This is a genomic window from Glutamicibacter sp. MCAF14, assembly GCF_052114325.1.
GTDB lineage: Bacteria > Actinomycetota > Actinomycetes > Actinomycetales > Micrococcaceae > Glutamicibacter > Glutamicibacter arilaitensis.
Genome location: NZ_JBFREO010000004.1, coordinates 128,899 through 144,754, shown reverse-complemented (window position 1 = coordinate 144,754; position 15,856 = coordinate 128,899). Strand labels below are relative to the sequence as shown.

Genomic DNA, 15,856 nt, shown 5'->3' with positions numbered 1-15,856 from the left:
TACTAGCTATGAGAAATGATAGGCCCACGGATGTCTTGGGGAACTTGGAGATTAGAGGCGTCAGCAACTGCCACCAGCACATGGCCAAAAGGAACCAGAGGATCCAGAAGGGTCTGACAAGCGAGAAGGTCCGCTCTAAACCTAACAGTGGTACCGCGAAAAATAGAGCGTCTGGAATACGACCAGCAGGACGAGGAACACGCCAATTCGCCGAGGAAGCTGCGTGGACTTGGCGGTGATTCCTGCAAGAAAAACGAACGCCGGCATATGGAACATATAGATGGCCGTCAGCGGGAGTCTGGTGGTTCGAGCTTCCCATCCTGCGGTCGCTTCCAACAGGTGGCCTAGGACAACCAAAATGATCAGTGCGCCTTTTGCTACATCGAGTCGGTGCACCCTGACCCTGCTAGATAGTTCAGTCACCGAGTTAGGCTACCAGCACAGGATTGTCACTCATGCCACCGCAGGACTCCGGGCCGGTAACACAGCCGGACTGGTGGCTCTGCTTCCGACAAGTTCCAACTGAAGGTAAAAGGTATCTGGGGTCGTTTCAGAGCTCCCGTTTCTGTGGAACCCATCTTCAGGATCCTTGGGTGCCCTTGATTTTCCCGGGCTTTGGGCAAGACTGGGTATATGGCCACTGACCAGAGCCTGAAGTTTGATGATCGCAGCCACGCCGGCGCGGCGTTGGGCATGCGGCTGGCCTTGGAGCTGCCCGCCGGCAGCTACACGGTCTTAGGCCTTTTGCGCGGCGGAGTCCCGATCGCCTATGAGGTCGCCAAGATCCTCGAAGCGCGTCTGGGTGCCTTGGCAGTTCGCAAGCTCGGTGTACCGAGCAATCCTGAACTGGCATTCGGCGCTATCGCCCACTACGGCTCGGGCAACGGACGCTACATCAATGAGGAGATCTACCGCCGGGCACTTCGCTACTTCGGCGCTGATGAACTGGACTCCTTGGAATACGGGACGCACTCGGAACTGATGCTGCTGGCCGACACCTTCAGGGCTTACTCCCCGGGTTTGACCGGGCAAACGGTGATTCTGTGCGATGACGGCATCGCGACCGGCGCCACCATGAAAGCCTCCGTTGAATTGGTGCGGCGGTTGGAAGCAAAGTCCATCGTCATTGCGATACCCGTCGCCGCACGGGAGTCAGTGGAAGAGCTCGAATCGCTTGCTGAGCATGTATACGCGGTCTGGACGCCAGAGAATTTCGGCGCCGTGGGCGCGTATTACCGGGACTTCACCCAGATCAATCAGGCGCGTGTGCTGCAGCTTCTGCGTCTACAAGACTAGATTCCGCCACTGGACGAGCCGGCCCCACAGCCACTTCCCTTGTCTCACTGTTCCACTGCCACCGGCACTACATCAGAGCGCCACGAAAGGTACGCCAGCACGGTTCCAGCCAATCCCACAATCACCAGTACTGCAGCGACTGGAGCCAAGCCGATCGCTGCTCCCAGCGCGCCGGCCAGCGGGTAGGTCAGCAAGAAGCAGGCGTGGGACAGCGAAAACTGCGCGGCGAATACGCTGGGCCGGTTTTGCTCGGTGCTGTTGCGGCGAAGCAATCGGGAGGAGGGCGTCAGGATTGTTGCCGTGGCAGCACCAAGCAGCATCCACAACGCGAGGATTGCCGCCCATTGGCTGCTCCCCTCGCCCCAGAAGATCAAGCCCGCGCCAGCCAAGAGCAGCAACGGCATGAGTAGCCCGCCAACAAGCATCACCGTGCGATCGGCAATGCGCTCCAGCAGTCCGGGCATGCTCAGGGCAACAATCATGGAGCCTGCTCCATAGGCGCCAAGCAGCAGTGCAACGTCCACCTGGGAACGCCCTAGCTCTGCTTTGACCAGCACGACGGTATTGACGATGACCATCGCCGAGGTCGAGGCCACCACCAGGTTCAAGCCCATCAGGCTGCGCAATTCAGCGGCCGCGAAGAAGGCTCGGGTTCCACCGGTCAGGCGATGGAAGAACTTCGCCTTCTGCGGTGGCGCGATCACAGGGAATTTGGTGGTGGAAACCAAGAGCGCCGAACCGGCAAACCCCACAACGGTCCCCATGAAGAGGTTGTGATAGCTGGTGATGGTCAGCAGCGCTGCGGCGAGCATGGGGCTGGCCAATGATTCCATGTCATAGGCCAGTCGGGACAGCGATAGCGCGCGGGTATAGTCGCGCTCTTCGGTAAGGATCGAGGGAATCACTGCTTGGAATGCCGGGGTAAAGGACGCCGAGGCTGACTGCAGGATGAAAATTAGTATGTAGATCTGCCACGCTTCGCTGACCAGTGGCAAGCAGAGCGCTATCAGCCCGCGGACAATGTCGGATCCAATGAGCACGGGCTTGCGCGGAATATGGGACACCAGCGCGTTGACCAGAGGGGCCACAGCGACATAGGCGACCATCTTGGTGGTCAATGCCAACCCCAGGACCAAACCCGCGTCACTGCCGGCAATATCGAAAGCCAGTAATCCCAAGGCAACGGTAAGCAGGCCGGTACCCAGAAGGGCAATCATCTGGGCACTGAAAAGCCTGGCGTAGGACTGGTTTCCTAGTACGCTCAGCATCGTTGCCGCCTCTCTGGCTTTTGGCGCTAGCTTTGCGCAGCGCGGTGGTGCAATGGCAGCCGGCCATTGGAGACAGAATGTTCTGCCTGCTTGATCGCTTCACTGACCAGCCGCGCCGGGTGGTCATCGGTCAGGCTGTAGAGGACCTTGGTTCCGTCTTGGCGGGTGGTGACCATGCGCGCCATCCTCAGTCGCGCCAGATGCTGGGAGACTCCCGAGGGACTTTTCTCCACTAGCTCGGCGAGCGCATTGACTGAGAGTTCTCCGTTCCGTCGCAGATGCAACACGATGCGGATCCTGGTTGCATCCGAGAGCAAGCCGAAGACTTCGGCGGCCAGCTCAACGAATTCCGTGGAGGGATCCGGAGCATAAATATTATTATCTGCATGCATGCTAATAGACTAATACTCTTGATGGGTATTGCCTAGGCCACAGCAGAATTCCTCGGTGCCTAACTGGAACTAGAATTGAAGCCATGACTGCAACACTCGTGGCCAAAGACCTCGCAGGTGGCCACGCCCACCGAACCCTCTTCTCGAATCTGAACTTCACCGCCGCACCCGGTGATGTCTATGGCGTGGTGGGCGCCAATGGCGCCGGCAAATCCACGTTGCTCTCACTGCTGGCCGGAGCTGCTGACCCGCAGGCCGGATCGGTAAGCACCGCCCCGGATTCGGCATTCATCGGCTGGATGCCCCAGGAACACGACCGCGTCCCGGGCGAAACCATTACCGCGTACTTGGCCCGCCGCACTGGTTGCGCCGCGGCCACCACCGCCATGGAATCCACTGCCGAAGATCTGGGCGGCTCCAAGCCCGGTGCGGATGACGCGTACGCCGCGGCTTTCGACCACTGGATGGCTTCCGGGGCCATGGACTTGGAAGACCGCATCCCCGAGGTATTGGCCAAGCTTGGCTTCACCCTTCCAGTGGATACCGAGATGACAGCACTTTCCGGCGGACAGGTGGCCCGTGTGGCACTGGCAGCCCTGCTGCTCTCCCGCTTCGATGCAGTACTGCTCGATGAGCCGACCAATGACCTTGATCTTGACGGCTTGGAGCACTTGGAGAATTTCATCAATTCTCTGCGTGCACCAGTGATCCTGGTATCCCATGACCGCGAGTTCCTTGCCCGGTGCACCACCGGCATCATCGAGCTGGACCTGGCGCAGAACCAGGTGGCCACCTATGAAGGCGGCTACGACTCATACCTCGCCGAACGAGCCATCAACCGTTCCCATGCCCGCGAAGCCTATGAGCAGTTCGAGAACCAGAAGGCTGATCTCGTCTCCCGCGCCCGCACCCAGCGCGAATGGTCTTCCCAGGGCGTGCGCAATGCGATGCGCAAGGCTCCGGACAATGACAAGATCCGCCGCCGAGCCAACTCCGAGTCCTCGGAGAAGCAAGCCGCGAAGGTGCGCCAGATGGAATCGCGCATTGCCCGGCTGGACGAGGTGGCAGAACCGCGCAAGGAATGGGTACTGCAGTTCTCCATCGCCGCCGCTCCACGCGGTTCCTCGGTCATGTGCACGCTTAACGAAGCCTCGGTATCCCACGGCGATTACACCTTCGGACCGGTTTCGGTGCAGGTCAATGCCGGGGATCGCATTGGCATTACCGGCCCCAATGGCGCAGGCAAGTCCACCTTGCTGAACCTGCTGCTGGGCAAGCTGGCCCCGCACAGCGGCACCGCTTCGCTGGGCAGCTCGGTGAATATCGGCGAAATCGACCAGGCGCGCACGCAGCTGCCAGGCCACCTGCCGCTGGGCGAAGCCTTCGAACACGAAGTTCCCGAGTATTCAGCCGCCGAAGTACGCACCTTGCTGGCCAAGTTCGGCCTGAAAGCCGACCAGTCCTCAGCATTGGTCGATGAGCTCTCCCCCGGCGAACGCACCCGCGCGTCCATGGCGCTGCTCCAGGCCCGCGGGGTGAACCTGCTGGTACTCGATGAGCCGACCAACCATTTGGATGTTCCGGCCATCGAGCAGCTCGAAGAAGCCTTGGAAGCCTACACCGGAGCACTGCTTCTGGTCACCCACGATCGCCGATTACTTGAAAATGTCACCTTAGCGGCCAGATGGGAAGTTGCAGAAGGCCAACTAACAGCCCATTTTTAGGTTCTGGCTTGGGCGTTTATTGCACTAGTAAGTTCACAGCTATCCAACGTAGTATTGGCACTAAGGGAGCCGAGTTTTTCAGTTCTTTCGACTGCGAAGTCGACGCCTAGTACCCAAGGATATTTTCTTGAGCAGCACTGCAACACTCGATTCCCAAGGACCCACGGTCAAACCGGGAGATCCCAAGAGCTTCTTCCACGTCAAGAAGCTGGTCACCGAAGCCGGACTGATCGGCCGCCGCCGCGGACACTACCTTGGGTTGGGCATTGTGCTGACCGTGCTGCTAGCCGGCACCGTCACCGGTTTCATTCTTCTGGGCGACAGCTGGTTCCAGCTGCTGATGGCAGGGGCCCTGGGCCTGCTGCTTACCCAGTTCGCTTTCTTGGCGCACGAGGCGGCTCACCGCCAGATCCTCGCTTCGCACAAGCGCAATGACAAGCTGGGCCAGTTCTTGGCCAATATCGTGGTGGGCATCAGCTACCAGTGGTGGATGAACAAGCACAACAAGCACCACGCGACGCCCAACACCGTGGGCAAGGATCCGGATATCGAGTGGGACACCATCTCGTTCCAGACCGAAGATGCCAAGCGCCAGCGCGGAGTGCTCAAGTGGATCACCAACCGCCAGGGCTACCTGTTCTTCCCGCTGCTCTCCCTTGAGGGCTTGAACCTGCATATGCACTCGATCAAGTACCTGTTCAAGGCTGGCCGGGTCAAGAACCGCAAGCGCGAAATGACCGGCATTTTCCTGCGCATCGCCATCTACTTGGCGGTCATCTTCTACTTCCTGCCGGTGGGCATGGCATTCGCCTTCCTCGGCGTGCAGCTGGCTGTCTTCGGCATCTACATGGGCGCATCCTTCGCACCGAACCACAAGGGCATGCCGATGGTTCCCCAGAACGCCCGCATTGACTTCTTCTCCCGCCAGGTACTGACCGGACGTAATGTCATGGCCAAATCCAGCTGGGGCAATCGCGTGCTCTCCCACGTCTACGGCGGCTTGAACTACCAGGTGGAGCACCACCTGTTCCCGTCCATGCCACGAGCTAACCTGGCCGGCGTCTCGGCTATCGTTCGCCAGTACTGCGCCGAGCACCAGGTGCCGTACACCGTAGCCAGCGTCCGCGAATCCTACGCACAGGTGATCACCTACCTGAACAAGGTCGGCCTCTCGGCTCGCGATCCATTCGAGTGCCCGATGATCTCCGGTTACCGCGTTAGCGCATAGCTTCTACCCGAATCGCAAAGAGCTAGGAACCCTTGCCGCCAAAGGCAAGGGTTCCTAGCTCTTTTCCGTCGGCATCAAGGACAAGCATCGTATTACCATCCTCCAGCTTGGCGGTAGCAGCACGCGAGAGCCAGTCATCCACGCCCTCGCAGAACATCTTGGTCGAAGCGAGCGCATCGAATTGCAGGTCTTCGGATGCATTCCAGGATCCTGTCAGGCGATTGCAGCCATCGCTTCCGGTGAGCTTGCCATCTTCGGCAAGCTCCAGCCATGGCTGGCCCTGTTCCTTGCTTCCCCACAAACCGACCGGGTCTTGCAAAATCACGCTGGTCTCGCTCTCAATGGGTTCGCTGGCGCCTGGGTCGTTCGAGGTAGCTGCACAGGACACTGCTGTGAAAGCCGTGGCGAATGCCGCGCTACGCAGCAAGAATCTCTTCATGGCCCCAGCCTAGGCCTTCAGCAGATCGCTGACCAGTGCCGAATTAGAGCTGGGAATCCAAAGGTTGGGTTGGCTCTTTCGGTCCTACAATATCGATGGCTCCGGTAACCGTACGTTGGGCTCCGGGGGCTACCGGGATGATTTCTTCCACGCCAGCCTTGCTGTGCGTGCGCCGGCCCTGGCGCAGATCAAGGATGCCCACCAGCAAGGTGGCCACGACCAACACGGAGATGGCAACGAATGACAGCGACATAGCCACCGAATATCCGGCCACATGGTTCATTCCATAGAAGACAGCGGTGATCACTGCAATGCCCACCGCGGTGCCCACGCGTTGGGATGTCTGCATCAAGCCACCGGCACTGCCGGAGTTGGCCACGGGAACTTCCATCAGGGTCAACGCCTGGTTGGGCGAAATGATGAAGCCCTGCGCAACACCGATGAAGGCCAGCGACAGCAGCATCCACCAGATGTCCAGCACCCCGCGATCTTCCAAGATCACTACGGCGATGGTGGACAGCAGGCCGAAGAGTGCACTGAGGATGCCCCCAATGACCAATTTGCGGCCCAGAGTCATCACATAGCGCCCAGCAAGATCAGAGCTGAATGCCGAGAGCAGAGCCGCAGGCAGGCAAATCAGTCCAGCCTGCAGGGCACTGAAGCCCTGGGACTGCTGGACGTATATGGCTACCAGCACCCAGACGCTGGAAACGCCCATGAAGTACAAGCCGGCAATCAGTGTTCCATTGGTAAAGCTGCGGATCTTGAACAGGGCCAGTTCCACCATGGGTTCGCGTCCTCGGGCCTTGTATTTCTTCTCCCACCAAACCCAGAGCACCAGGACCACGGCGGCCAAGGCCAGCAGCGACCAGAGCCACGGGGTTTCGCGTCCTTGGACGAAAGGCAGCAGCAGGGAGAAAATACCAACGGCCAGCAGCACGCCGCCTACCGGGTCAAGATCCACCTTATGGGTTGGCTTGTTGAACAGTGGCTTGGGCAGCCACAGCAGCGCCAGGACAATGGCCAGCACGCCAACCGGGACATTGATCAAAAATGTCCAACGCCAGCCAGCATCTTCGCCGAGCCAGTTGATCAATAATCCGCCCAGGACCGGTCCGATAGCTACCGAGAAGCCCACGGCGGTACCCAACAAACCGTAGGCCCGGCCACGGGCCGCTCCACGGAAGTGCTGTTGGATCATGCCCATCACCTGGGGGTTGAGCAGGCCAGAGCCTACACCCATGATGAAGCGGGCGATGTTCAGTACCAGCGGGTCAGCGGCCACGCCGGCCAAGATGCTGGCGGCAGTGAAGATTGCGACACCGGCGATGAACATCACGCCGCGGCCCAGCAAGTCGCCGGCACGCCCGGCGGCGACCAGCACCACGCCGAAGGTCAAGGCATAGCCAGCCAGAACCCACTGCAGGTCGGCCTCGGTCGCGTGCAGCGTGGAACCGATAGCCGGCAAGACCACGTTGACGATGCTCACCGAGACCAGCGACATGAACATCGCCGCCAGCAGGACTCCTAGCAGCCTCCAGCGGGCGCCGGCGGAGAGCTCTGGGGCAACGGGTGCCGTGTTCGGCGCGCTCTGGGACATATGCCAACTTTCAAAAGAATGCGATGCCGCAGGAGAATCCTCCAGCCCTGCAACGTACAGCGTTGGCTACGGCGCTAATATTCCCTGTCGGGACGTTATTTCATTCTTGCTCTTGTCCAGCAACGCCATTGATCTCGCGCATGCGCTCAATAGCCAGCAAGCGCAGTTCAATGACTTCCTCGAACAGCTCATCGCTATCCTGTTGCGGCAATTCCAGCGCCTGGCGCGCCAAGGGCGTGGGAACCTCTGGATAGGCATCCAGCTGCTGGACGGGAACCGGCGAACTGATGTAGTTCGGCGCGTTGGCGGAACGCCGGTCGTAGTAGTAATCCACGTGCATCACGAATCCCAGGACATCGCGTTCCAAGGCCCGGACCAGTGCCACTGCCTGTTTCAGCTCCAGTCCGATATCCACGTAGAACTGCAAGACACGCTCGATCAGCCGATTGCGCATCGGCCCGGGCTTGACGACCAGCTTCTCATCGATGGTCATCTGCGAAGCGCGGGGGTAGGCGCGATAGGCGTTGCGTGTGGCGTTATAGGCTTCACGCACGCCGCGCTCCCAGTCGGTGCAGTCGAACTCGATCAGCGGGTTGATCGACAAGAAGCGTTCAACTGCCAGGTTGATGACTTCTTGGCGGTCGGTGACGTAGTTATACAGTGCGCGCGGGGTGGCTTTGAATTCTGCGGCAAGCCGATGCATGGTCAGCGCGTCATAACCCTCAGCACCGGCAATTTCCAGGGCCTTTTGGGCGATCAGCTCTTTGCTGAGACTGACAAATTCAGAGTCCTTGCGCGGACGTCCTCGTCCGCGCTTTACGGGTTCAAAGGTGGACGTTTCCTTATTCTCTGACATGCCTAGAGGATATATGCGATTTCTATGTAACGACTAAATGCGGCTACGAAAAATATTAGAACAGCGCCAGAAGCTTTCTCGCACGCTCATGCCACATCCCGGCAGCTACCGCCAGATGGCCAACGGCGAAGCTCGTTCCACCAGCTAGCCATGGCCAGGCCAATGCCGCCGAGTAGGTTCCGGGCAGCGATGCGATGAATCCGGCAACCATCACGAGCAGGCCAGCTGCCACCAGTGCAATATGCACGCTGTTCCAGCGGAAGGGCAGCAGCAACGCCAGCACGGCCAGCACCACGGCGGGACCCAGGATCAGCCATGGTTCAGCGCTGAAATGGGCCAGGCCCCGCACGGTGGCATATCCAACGACCGCAATCAAAAGCACGGCCGCGCAGATCAGCCAGGCCGGACCGGGGCTCGCCATCGAGCCGCGCATCATCAGCAGCGGGGTGAAGACCTGGGCCCAGAGCAGCAAGGTGACCGGGATGAAGAAGAGCGAGAGTTGTCCCCCGCCGGCCACGCAAATCACGCTCATGATCAACGCGCCAATAACTTGGATGATGGTGCCGGCAATGTTCGGCAGCCACAGCGGAATCAGGCTGATGACTACCGGGATGAAGGCTATCCAAATCAGTTGCGAGCCGATCAGCAGTTCAAGCTGGGCCAGCAGGCCGCCAGTCGACCCGGCAATATAACCGGCTCCTTGCTCGTCGATCTGTGCCGCCTGGGGCGGTGCGAAAAGCACCACCATCACGGTGAGCAAGGCCAAGGCGAAAATGGGCCACGCCAAAATACGGGTTAAGAAGTGCTTGCCGCTGCCCACTTCCAGGGCCTGCGGTTCGTGGCGTTCGAATTTCAGCGCCCGGGCCTCTGGTTCGCCGAGCAGACGAATCAGATCGCGCTTGCGCCGGCCACCGCCAGGCAGGCGGAAAATCTCCTGCTTGGTAGCTTCAAGAACTTCACGGCGTTCCTGCTCGGAGAGGAAATCCAAGGCACGGCGAAGTTGCTCCAGATAGTTGCGGGCGGCACGCGGCAAGTGGGGCTTCATATCGTTTACTCTACGTGCTTCGCCGCGGGCACCGAGGCATAAAAATAGGGCAACATCAGTGATGTTGCCCTACTTCTACGCAAACTTGATGGTGCGCGTGCCTACTTTCCTGCACCAGCGGTCAGCCCGCCGACTATGTACTTCTGCAAGAACAGGAACAGTGCCATCACCGGGATCGCGGCCAAGACCGCGCCGGCGGCAAATACCGACCAGTTGGAGGTGAATTCTTCTGAGACGTAGGAGTACAGTCCCACGGCCAGGGTCTGGTTTTCAGGGGAGACCAGGATGACCGAGGCGATCACGAAGTCCGAGGTGCTGGAGATGAAAGACAGCAACCCGACAACAGCCAGGATCGGAGCGACCAGGCGCAGGATCATGGTGAAGAAGATGCGGGCATGGCCTGCACCATCGATCTTTGCCGCCTCATCGATTTCCACCGGGACGGTGTTGAAGAATCCGTACATCAGGTAGGTGTTCACACCCAGTGCGCCACCGAGATACACCATGATCAGTGCGATCTGGTTATCAATGCCCAAGACAGGGAAGACATCTCCCAGGGAGGACAGCAGGATGAAGATTGCCACCACGGCCAGCAGCTGCGGGAAGATCTGCACGATCAGCAAGCTGACCAGGCCAACGCGGCGTCCGGTGAAGCGCATGCGCGAGAAACTGTAGGCGGCCAGGGCTCCGAGGAACACCGAGGCAGCCGCCGTGGTCAAGCCGATCACCAAGGTGTTCACGAACCAGGCGCCGAAGGGACGCTGCTCATTTTGGAACAGCTCCACATAGCTGTTGAAGCCGATGGTGCTGAAGAAGCCATTGGAGGAGAGCAAGGTGCCGTTGGGGTTCAGCGAAGCGGAGAGTACATAGAGCAGCGGGAAGGCCGCGTAGATGCACAGCGCCACACCGATCAGGTGCCGCCAGCCGGTGGAAGTGAACCATTTGCCAAAGCTCTGGCGTGGTGCACGCGGTGCCGGTGCACTGCCTGCTTCCTTCCCGATGATTTCGGTGCTCATTAGTTCAGCTCCTCTAGTGCCTTGGTCTGTTTGAAACTGATGATCGAGATGATGGCGACGATCACGAAGATGATGATGGAGAACGCGCTGGCCAGCCCGTAGTCACGCTGGGAGCCAACGAACGCCACCTTGTAGACCATGGAAATCAGGATGTCGGTGGAACCCACGTTCAATCCCGCATCCTGCAAGCGCGGGCCGCCCTCGGTGAGCATGTAGATCACGTTGAAGTTATTGAAGTTGAACGCGAAGGAGCTGATCAGCAGCGGCGCGACCGAGACCAGCAGCAACGGCAGCTTGATCAGGCGGAAGATCTGGAAAGGCTTGGCACCGTCAATGGTGGCCGCCTCGGAGAGTTCATTGGGGATGGACTGCAAGGCTCCGGTGCACACCAGGAACATGTATGGGAAGCCCAGCCACAGGTTCACCCAGAGCACCGAGAACTTCGCCAGCCAGGGGTCGGTCAGCCAGGGGATTTCGGCCCCGCCGAAGAGCACCTGGTTCACGAATCCGAAGTCGCGGTTGAGCATGCCAGCCCAGACCAGGCCGCCGAGGAACGCAGGGAATGCGTAGGGCAGGATCGAGATGACGCGGTAGATCTTCCGTCCCTTCATGCGCATGTCATTGAAGACAATCGCCAGGAACAGTCCCAGGAAGAAGGTGGTGGCGACCGAGAGGAAAGCGAAGGCAAAAGTCCACACGGTGACCGAGAACAGCGCGTTGCGAATCGAGGAATCGGTGATCGCCCGAGTGAAGTTATCGAATCCGACGTTGATGGACCAGCCGGGCATCAGCTGCGAGCCGTCTTCGGCGGTGTAGGCGCCGACTCCGGTGTCCTTGTACACCACACCGGTGGCCTTGTCGGTCATGGTGTCGGCGGCCTCGTCGTATTTGATGGACGAGGTGTATTGGTAGGCGGTGCGGCCATCGCTGGTGCGCAAGGTGCCATCTGCCGGGTTCTCGGTGGAGGGAACGCTCAGCGAGGTCACTTCCTGCTGGCGCCCCAGCAAATCGGCGAAAGCCAATTCGCTGTAGTCCCCCAGTCCCGCCGGGTCTACCGGGGCAAATGGTTCATCGGCATCGCCAAGCAGCTGCTGGCCATCGCGCTCGATGAGCATGGCCAGCCCGTCCTGCCCCTCAAGGATGGACACCGGGTAGCCGGCCGATCCTTCGACGCGGTTTTGGTTGGACTGCAGCAAGGCGCTGATTGCATCGTCCTTGTCCGAGTTATGCCCTGAACCGTAGTTGGTGAAGGCAATGTACCCGGTGTAGCCGATGACGAACACCTGGAAGATCAGCAGGAAAATGGTGCCCGGCAGCAGGTACTTTGCCGGCAACCAGCCGCGCTTGAAGTAGACCACGTTGATAGCCACGGTAATCACCGCGATAACCGAGGCGATCACCCAGGCTTCGCGTCCCAAGGCGGTGAAGATCGCGAACACTGCGGTCGCATCAACGATCGCCACCAGGATGATCTTGGCGAGCATGGCGCCAACCGAAGTATTGGTGGAGTTGGCGAAACGCCGGGCTGTGGGCGAGAGCGGCGGCTTCTGGGTCTCGGTGCCGGATTGCGCGCCCTGGCGGGCAGTCTTTGTCATCGTGAAGATGTCCCTGTCGATCAAGTGCAGATGGTGCTGGTGAATTCATGGTGCTGGAGCCAAAAGGCTTTCCTTCGGGCTCCAGCACTGAATATTGGGCCTGGTGGCAGGCGGTACTACTTGGAGATGGCCTTTTCGATATCTTCGGTCATCTGCTTCCAGCGCTTAGCTGGATCAGCCTTGCCGGTGATGATCTCAGCCTCGGCTACGCCCCAGAACTCCCACACGGCAGCCATTTCCGGGATGTTCGGCATGGGCACGCCGTTGGCGCCAACTTCACCGAAAGCGGCGATGGTTTCATCGGACTTCGCGGCTTCGAAAGCTGCCTTGTTTGCTGGCGGACGGTTGCCCACTTCGTACAGTTCGGTCTGGACTTCTTCGTTACCGATGTAGTTGGTCAGGAACTCGGTAGCTGCCAGCAGGTTCTCGGTCTTCGCCGAAACGAAGAAGCCCTGGACTGCTACGAATGGCTGGGCTTCTTCGCCACCGGCCGACGGGATCGGATCGATTTCCAGGTTGATATCAGCATCTTCAACTGCTTCAACGTTCCATGGTCCGGTCAGGAAGAACGGCGAGTCTCCGGAGACGAACTTCTCCTTGGCGATATCGCCATCTATGGAGGTCTTCAGGTTGCCTTCTTCGCCTTCTTCAGCCAGCCACTTGGCGAATTCAATGCCGCCTTCATTGCCGATCTGCAGGTCTGCCGGGTCGTAGGCCCCGGACTCATCGGTGCCGAAGACCGGTGCGCCGAAGGAGGTCTGGAATGGGTAGGCATGGAATGGATCGCCTACGTCAGAGACCTGGACCAGGAATGGGAATTCGGTGTCGGCCTTTTCGCCGGCGGCAATCATGTCATCGAAGGTCTTGGGAGCTTCCTTGACCAGATCCGCATTGCGCAGCAGGGCCAGGTTCTCGGTGGCGTAGGGAACGCCATAGGTGTTGCCTTCGTAGCTCATCGCGTTCACGGCGACGTCCTGGAATTCGCCGGCCTTGTCGCCCAGCTCAACTGGCTGGACTACGCCGTTGTTGACCAGGTTGCCCAGCCAGTCGTGGGCACCGATGGTGATATCCGGTCCCTTGCCGGTTGGAACCTGGCGCAGGAAGTCTTCCTGGATCTTGGAGAAGTCCTTGATCACGAGGTCAACCTTGACCCCGGACTGCTTCTCGAAGTCAGCTGCCGCTTCCTTGAGCACTGGCTCGCGGTTGGCATCGACCCAGACGGTCAGCTTGCCGCCGGAGGCCGCAGCTGGCGAGGATTCAGCCGCTGCGGGGCTGGAGGAAGCTGCTGGCGCGTTGGAGCCAGACCCGCCGCAAGCGGTGAGCGAGAGTGCGGCAATGGCCGTGAGCGCTCCGCCGAGAAGCCAAGGGTTTTTATTCACCTTCATGGGATGTCCTTTCGTGACAACTGCGTCCTGAGGGACCTGTCTGGCAGCGTGTTCCGCTTTTTCGCCGGTCGGGTCTAAGTGTGATGCGAGCTACACATCTATTGTAAGCGTTTACAGCGTGTCACAGATCATGGAAATTGACAAGAACGCCGATGAAATCAGTTTCAAACACCCAGTGAACATAGACAAGACCTCACATCGAGGTCTATCTGCAAGAAAAATTGCAAACGTTTACATTCTTCGTGGAATCATTTATCGTTACCGTCATGACTTCAATTCCTTCCACAGCAGATTCCCCTGTGCAGCCCGAAGATTCCCAGTGGTGGCGCTCCTCGGTGATCTACCAGATCTACCCGCGTTCCTTCGCCGATTCCAATGGCGATGGCATGGGCGACCTGCGTGGCATCACCCAGCGCCTGGAAAGCATCGCTCAGCTTTCGGTCGACGCCATTTGGCTCTCGCCATTCTTCACGTCCCCGCAGAAGGACGGCGGCTACGATGTCTCGAACTACTGCGACATTGATCCGCTGTTCGGAACCTTGGAAGACTTCGACACGATGGTGGCCCGAGCCCACGAACTGGGGTTGCGCGTCATCATCGACTTGGTCCCTAACCATTGCTCGGACCAGCACCCATGGTTCCAGGCCGCACTCAAGGCAGCTCCGGGCTCTCCTGAACGCGATCGCTTCGTCTTCAAGGACACCCCGGAAACCGGCCACCCGAATAACTGGGAATCCGTCTTCGGCGGCCCGATGTGGACCGAAACCAAAAATGCTGATGGCAGCACCGGCCAGTCCTACCTGCACATCTTCGATTCCTCGCAGCCGGACTTCAACTGGCACAACGAGGAAGTACGCGCAATGTTCCGCGATGTCCTGCGCTTCTGGCTGGACCGCGGCACCGATGGCTTCCGCGTCGACGTGGCCCACGGATTGATCAAGGCCGATGGGCTTCCGGACTTCACCCCGGACCCCACCGCCGCATCCATGGGCGGCACCGAGGAACTGGCTCCATGGTGGGGCCAGGAAGGCGTGCACGAGATCTACCGCGACTGGCGCAAAGTCATGGACGAATACGAGGGCAATCGCGTGCTCTGCGCCGAGGCCTGGGTCAAGCCCCTGTCCTTGATGGCCAAGTGGGTTCGCAATGACGAAATGCACCAGGCATTCAATTTCCCGTACCTCTCCTGCGACTTCGATGCCCAGCAGATCCGCCACACCATCGATGAGTCCCTGGAAGAATTCGGCAAGGTCGGAGCCCCGAGCACCTGGGTGCTCTCCAACCATGACGTGGTGCGCCACGCCACCCGTTTGGCCTTGAGCGCCGATAACCCGCAGGGTGATGGCATCGGCCCGCGCACTCCAAACCTGCCAGCACCTGAAGTCGGCTTGCGCCGTGCGCGTGCTTCGAGCTCGCTGATGCTTGCCCTTCCGGGTGGCGCCTACATCTACCAGGGCGAGGAACTGGGTCTGCCAGAAGCCATCGACCTGCCAGATGAAGCACGCCAGGACCCAACCTGGTTCCGTACCAACGGCGAACGCTATGGCCGTGACGGTTGCCGTGTGCCGCTTCCATGGGAAAGCGGCAAGCCTGCCTATGGCTTCAGTGACAGCGGCGAAAGCTGGTTGCCGCAGCCAGCGAACTGGGATTCCTACGCCCGCGACGCGCAGGTTGATGACAAGTCCTCCACGCTGAACCTGTACCGCCGCCTGCTGCAGCTGCGCCAGGATCACGCACTGGGCACCGGTTCGCTGAACTGGGTCGAAGGCACCGAGGACGATGTCCTGGCCTTCGCCAACGGCAACGTGCTGGTGGTAGCCAATTACGCACAGACCCCGCTGCCATTGCCAGCTGAGGCGCAGGCAGCCACCGAGCTGGTGCGCAGCCAGGAGCTGGATTCGGCCGAAGCTGGAATGATTCCGGGCGAAACCACCATCTGGTTCCAGCTGGACTAGTCGGTAACTGAAAGTACCGGCAGCAGCCGCACCGGGTATTGTTGGGCAGTAGCCGTG

The 15,856-nt window shown here is 59.8% G+C and carries 14 protein-coding genes; 4 read left to right on the top strand and 10 right to left on the bottom strand.

The genetic code is table 11. From position 1 onward, the window contains the following. Positions 1-141 precede the first annotated feature (141 nt). On the bottom strand, positions 142-423 hold the full coding sequence (locus AB4Y71_RS08145) for an acyltransferase family protein (protein ID WP_441719429.1): 282 nt from the start codon (positions 421-423) through the stop codon (positions 142-144). Positions 424-633: 210 nt separating this feature from the next. On the opposite strand from AB4Y71_RS08145, the gene AB4Y71_RS08140 reads away from it, so the two are divergent. After that, complete coding sequence (locus AB4Y71_RS08140; RefSeq protein WP_441719427.1) at positions 634-1,296, top strand: phosphoribosyltransferase; 663 nt, start codon at positions 634-636, stop codon at positions 1,294-1,296. Positions 1,297-1,340: 44 nt separating this feature from the next. Here AB4Y71_RS08140 and AB4Y71_RS08135 read toward each other — a convergent pair whose 3' ends face one another. Together AB4Y71_RS08135 and AB4Y71_RS08130 are read right to left on the bottom strand one after the other, a co-directional pair. Continuing rightward, positions 1,341-2,564: an MFS transporter gene (locus tag AB4Y71_RS08135; RefSeq protein ID WP_441719424.1), complete on the bottom strand. Its 1,224-nt coding sequence runs from the start codon at positions 2,562-2,564 to the stop codon at positions 1,341-1,343. 26 nt (positions 2,565-2,590) lie between these two features. Continuing rightward, positions 2,591-2,956, bottom strand: a complete 366-nt coding sequence (locus AB4Y71_RS08130) for an ArsR/SmtB family transcription factor (protein ID WP_013348674.1) — start codon at positions 2,954-2,956, stop codon at positions 2,591-2,593. A gap of 83 nt (positions 2,957-3,039) precedes the next feature. Between AB4Y71_RS08130 and AB4Y71_RS08125 the strand changes: the two genes are divergently transcribed. Beyond that, positions 3,040-4,680: an ABC-F family ATP-binding cassette domain-containing protein gene (locus AB4Y71_RS08125; protein WP_441719421.1), complete on the top strand. Its 1,641-nt coding sequence runs from the start codon at positions 3,040-3,042 to the stop codon at positions 4,678-4,680. Between the two features lie 127 nt (positions 4,681-4,807). Beyond that, positions 4,808-5,908 carry a fatty acid desaturase family protein gene (locus tag AB4Y71_RS08120; RefSeq protein WP_013348672.1) on the top strand — a complete coding sequence of 367 codons (1,101 nt, stop codon included), beginning with the start codon at positions 4,808-4,810 and terminating at the stop codon, positions 5,906-5,908. A gap of 22 nt (positions 5,909-5,930) precedes the next feature. Here the strand turns inward: AB4Y71_RS08120 and AB4Y71_RS08115 are convergent, their stop codons facing one another. The 7 genes from AB4Y71_RS08115 to AB4Y71_RS08085 all read right to left on the bottom strand — a co-directional run bounded on the left by AB4Y71_RS08115 (position 5,931) and on the right by AB4Y71_RS08085 (position 13,844). Beyond that, complete coding sequence (locus tag AB4Y71_RS08115; RefSeq protein ID WP_441719419.1) at positions 5,931-6,347, bottom strand: META domain-containing protein; 417 nt, start codon at positions 6,345-6,347, stop codon at positions 5,931-5,933. Between the two features lie 43 nt (positions 6,348-6,390). After that, positions 6,391-7,947 carry an MFS transporter gene (locus AB4Y71_RS08110; protein WP_441719416.1) on the bottom strand — a complete coding sequence of 519 codons (1,557 nt, stop codon included), beginning with the start codon at positions 7,945-7,947 and terminating at the stop codon, positions 6,391-6,393. 100 nt (positions 7,948-8,047) lie between these two features. Next, the gene (locus AB4Y71_RS08105; RefSeq protein ID WP_441719414.1) at positions 8,048-8,803 is read right to left on the bottom strand and encodes a TetR/AcrR family transcriptional regulator; all 756 of its coding nucleotides are present in this window, start codon (positions 8,801-8,803) and stop codon (positions 8,048-8,050) included. Between the two features lie 55 nt (positions 8,804-8,858). Next, positions 8,859-9,848 (bottom strand): HAAS signaling domain-containing protein, encoded by a 990-nt coding sequence (locus AB4Y71_RS08100; RefSeq protein WP_441719411.1) that lies wholly within the window; start codon positions 9,846-9,848, stop codon positions 8,859-8,861. 101 nt (positions 9,849-9,949) lie between these two features. Beyond that, on the bottom strand, positions 9,950-10,864 hold the full coding sequence (locus AB4Y71_RS08095; RefSeq protein ID WP_417364709.1) for a sugar ABC transporter permease: 915 nt from the start codon (positions 10,862-10,864) through the stop codon (positions 9,950-9,952). Then, positions 10,864-12,459, bottom strand: coding sequence for an ABC transporter permease subunit (locus AB4Y71_RS08090; protein WP_441719408.1), 1,596 nt, complete (start codon positions 12,457-12,459; stop codon positions 10,864-10,866). The genes AB4Y71_RS08095 and AB4Y71_RS08090 overlap by 1 nt, the downstream gene beginning before the upstream one ends. 116 nt (positions 12,460-12,575) lie before the next feature. Next, positions 12,576-13,844, bottom strand: coding sequence for a sugar ABC transporter substrate-binding protein (locus AB4Y71_RS08085; RefSeq protein WP_193058285.1), 1,269 nt, complete (start codon positions 13,842-13,844; stop codon positions 12,576-12,578). A 266-nt stretch (positions 13,845-14,110) separates the two neighbouring features. Here AB4Y71_RS08085 and AB4Y71_RS08080 point away from each other — a divergent pair, with 266 nt between their 5' ends. Beyond that, on the top strand, positions 14,111-15,799 hold the full coding sequence (locus tag AB4Y71_RS08080) for a glycoside hydrolase family 13 protein (RefSeq protein WP_417364711.1): 1,689 nt from the start codon (positions 14,111-14,113) through the stop codon (positions 15,797-15,799). Positions 15,800-15,856 lie beyond the last annotated feature (57 nt).

Bases quoted from the DNA above. Each gene is read 5' to 3' on its own strand.
- AB4Y71_RS08140 (WP_441719427.1), top strand. From the start codon at position 634: ATGGCCACTGACCAGAGCCTGAAGTTTGATGATCGCAGCCACGCCGGC.
- AB4Y71_RS08135 (WP_441719424.1), bottom strand. From the start codon at position 2,564: ATGCTGAGCGTACTAGGAAACCAGTCCTACGCCAGGCTTTTCAGTGCC.
- AB4Y71_RS08130 (WP_013348674.1), bottom strand. From the start codon at position 2,956: ATGCATGCAGATAATAATATTTATGCTCCGGATCCCTCCACGGAATTC.
- AB4Y71_RS08125 (WP_441719421.1), top strand. From the start codon at position 3,040: ATGACTGCAACACTCGTGGCCAAAGACCTCGCAGGTGGCCACGCCCAC.
- AB4Y71_RS08115 (WP_441719419.1), bottom strand. From the start codon at position 6,347: ATGAAGAGATTCTTGCTGCGTAGCGCGGCATTCGCCACGGCTTTCACA.
- AB4Y71_RS08110 (WP_441719416.1), bottom strand. From the start codon at position 7,947: ATGTCCCAGAGCGCGCCGAACACGGCACCCGTTGCCCCAGAGCTCTCC.
- AB4Y71_RS08105 (WP_441719414.1), bottom strand. From the start codon at position 8,803: ATGTCAGAGAATAAGGAAACGTCCACCTTTGAACCCGTAAAGCGCGGA.
- AB4Y71_RS08100 (WP_441719411.1), bottom strand. From the start codon at position 9,848: ATGAAGCCCCACTTGCCGCGTGCCGCCCGCAACTATCTGGAGCAACTT.
- AB4Y71_RS08095 (WP_417364709.1), bottom strand. From the start codon at position 10,864: ATGAGCACCGAAATCATCGGGAAGGAAGCAGGCAGTGCACCGGCACCG.
- AB4Y71_RS08090 (WP_441719408.1), bottom strand. From the start codon at position 12,459: ATGACAAAGACTGCCCGCCAGGGCGCGCAATCCGGCACCGAGACCCAG.
- AB4Y71_RS08085 (WP_193058285.1), bottom strand. From the start codon at position 13,844: ATGAAGGTGAATAAAAACCCTTGGCTTCTCGGCGGAGCGCTCACGGCC.
- AB4Y71_RS08080 (WP_417364711.1), top strand. From the start codon at position 14,111: ATGACTTCAATTCCTTCCACAGCAGATTCCCCTGTGCAGCCCGAAGAT.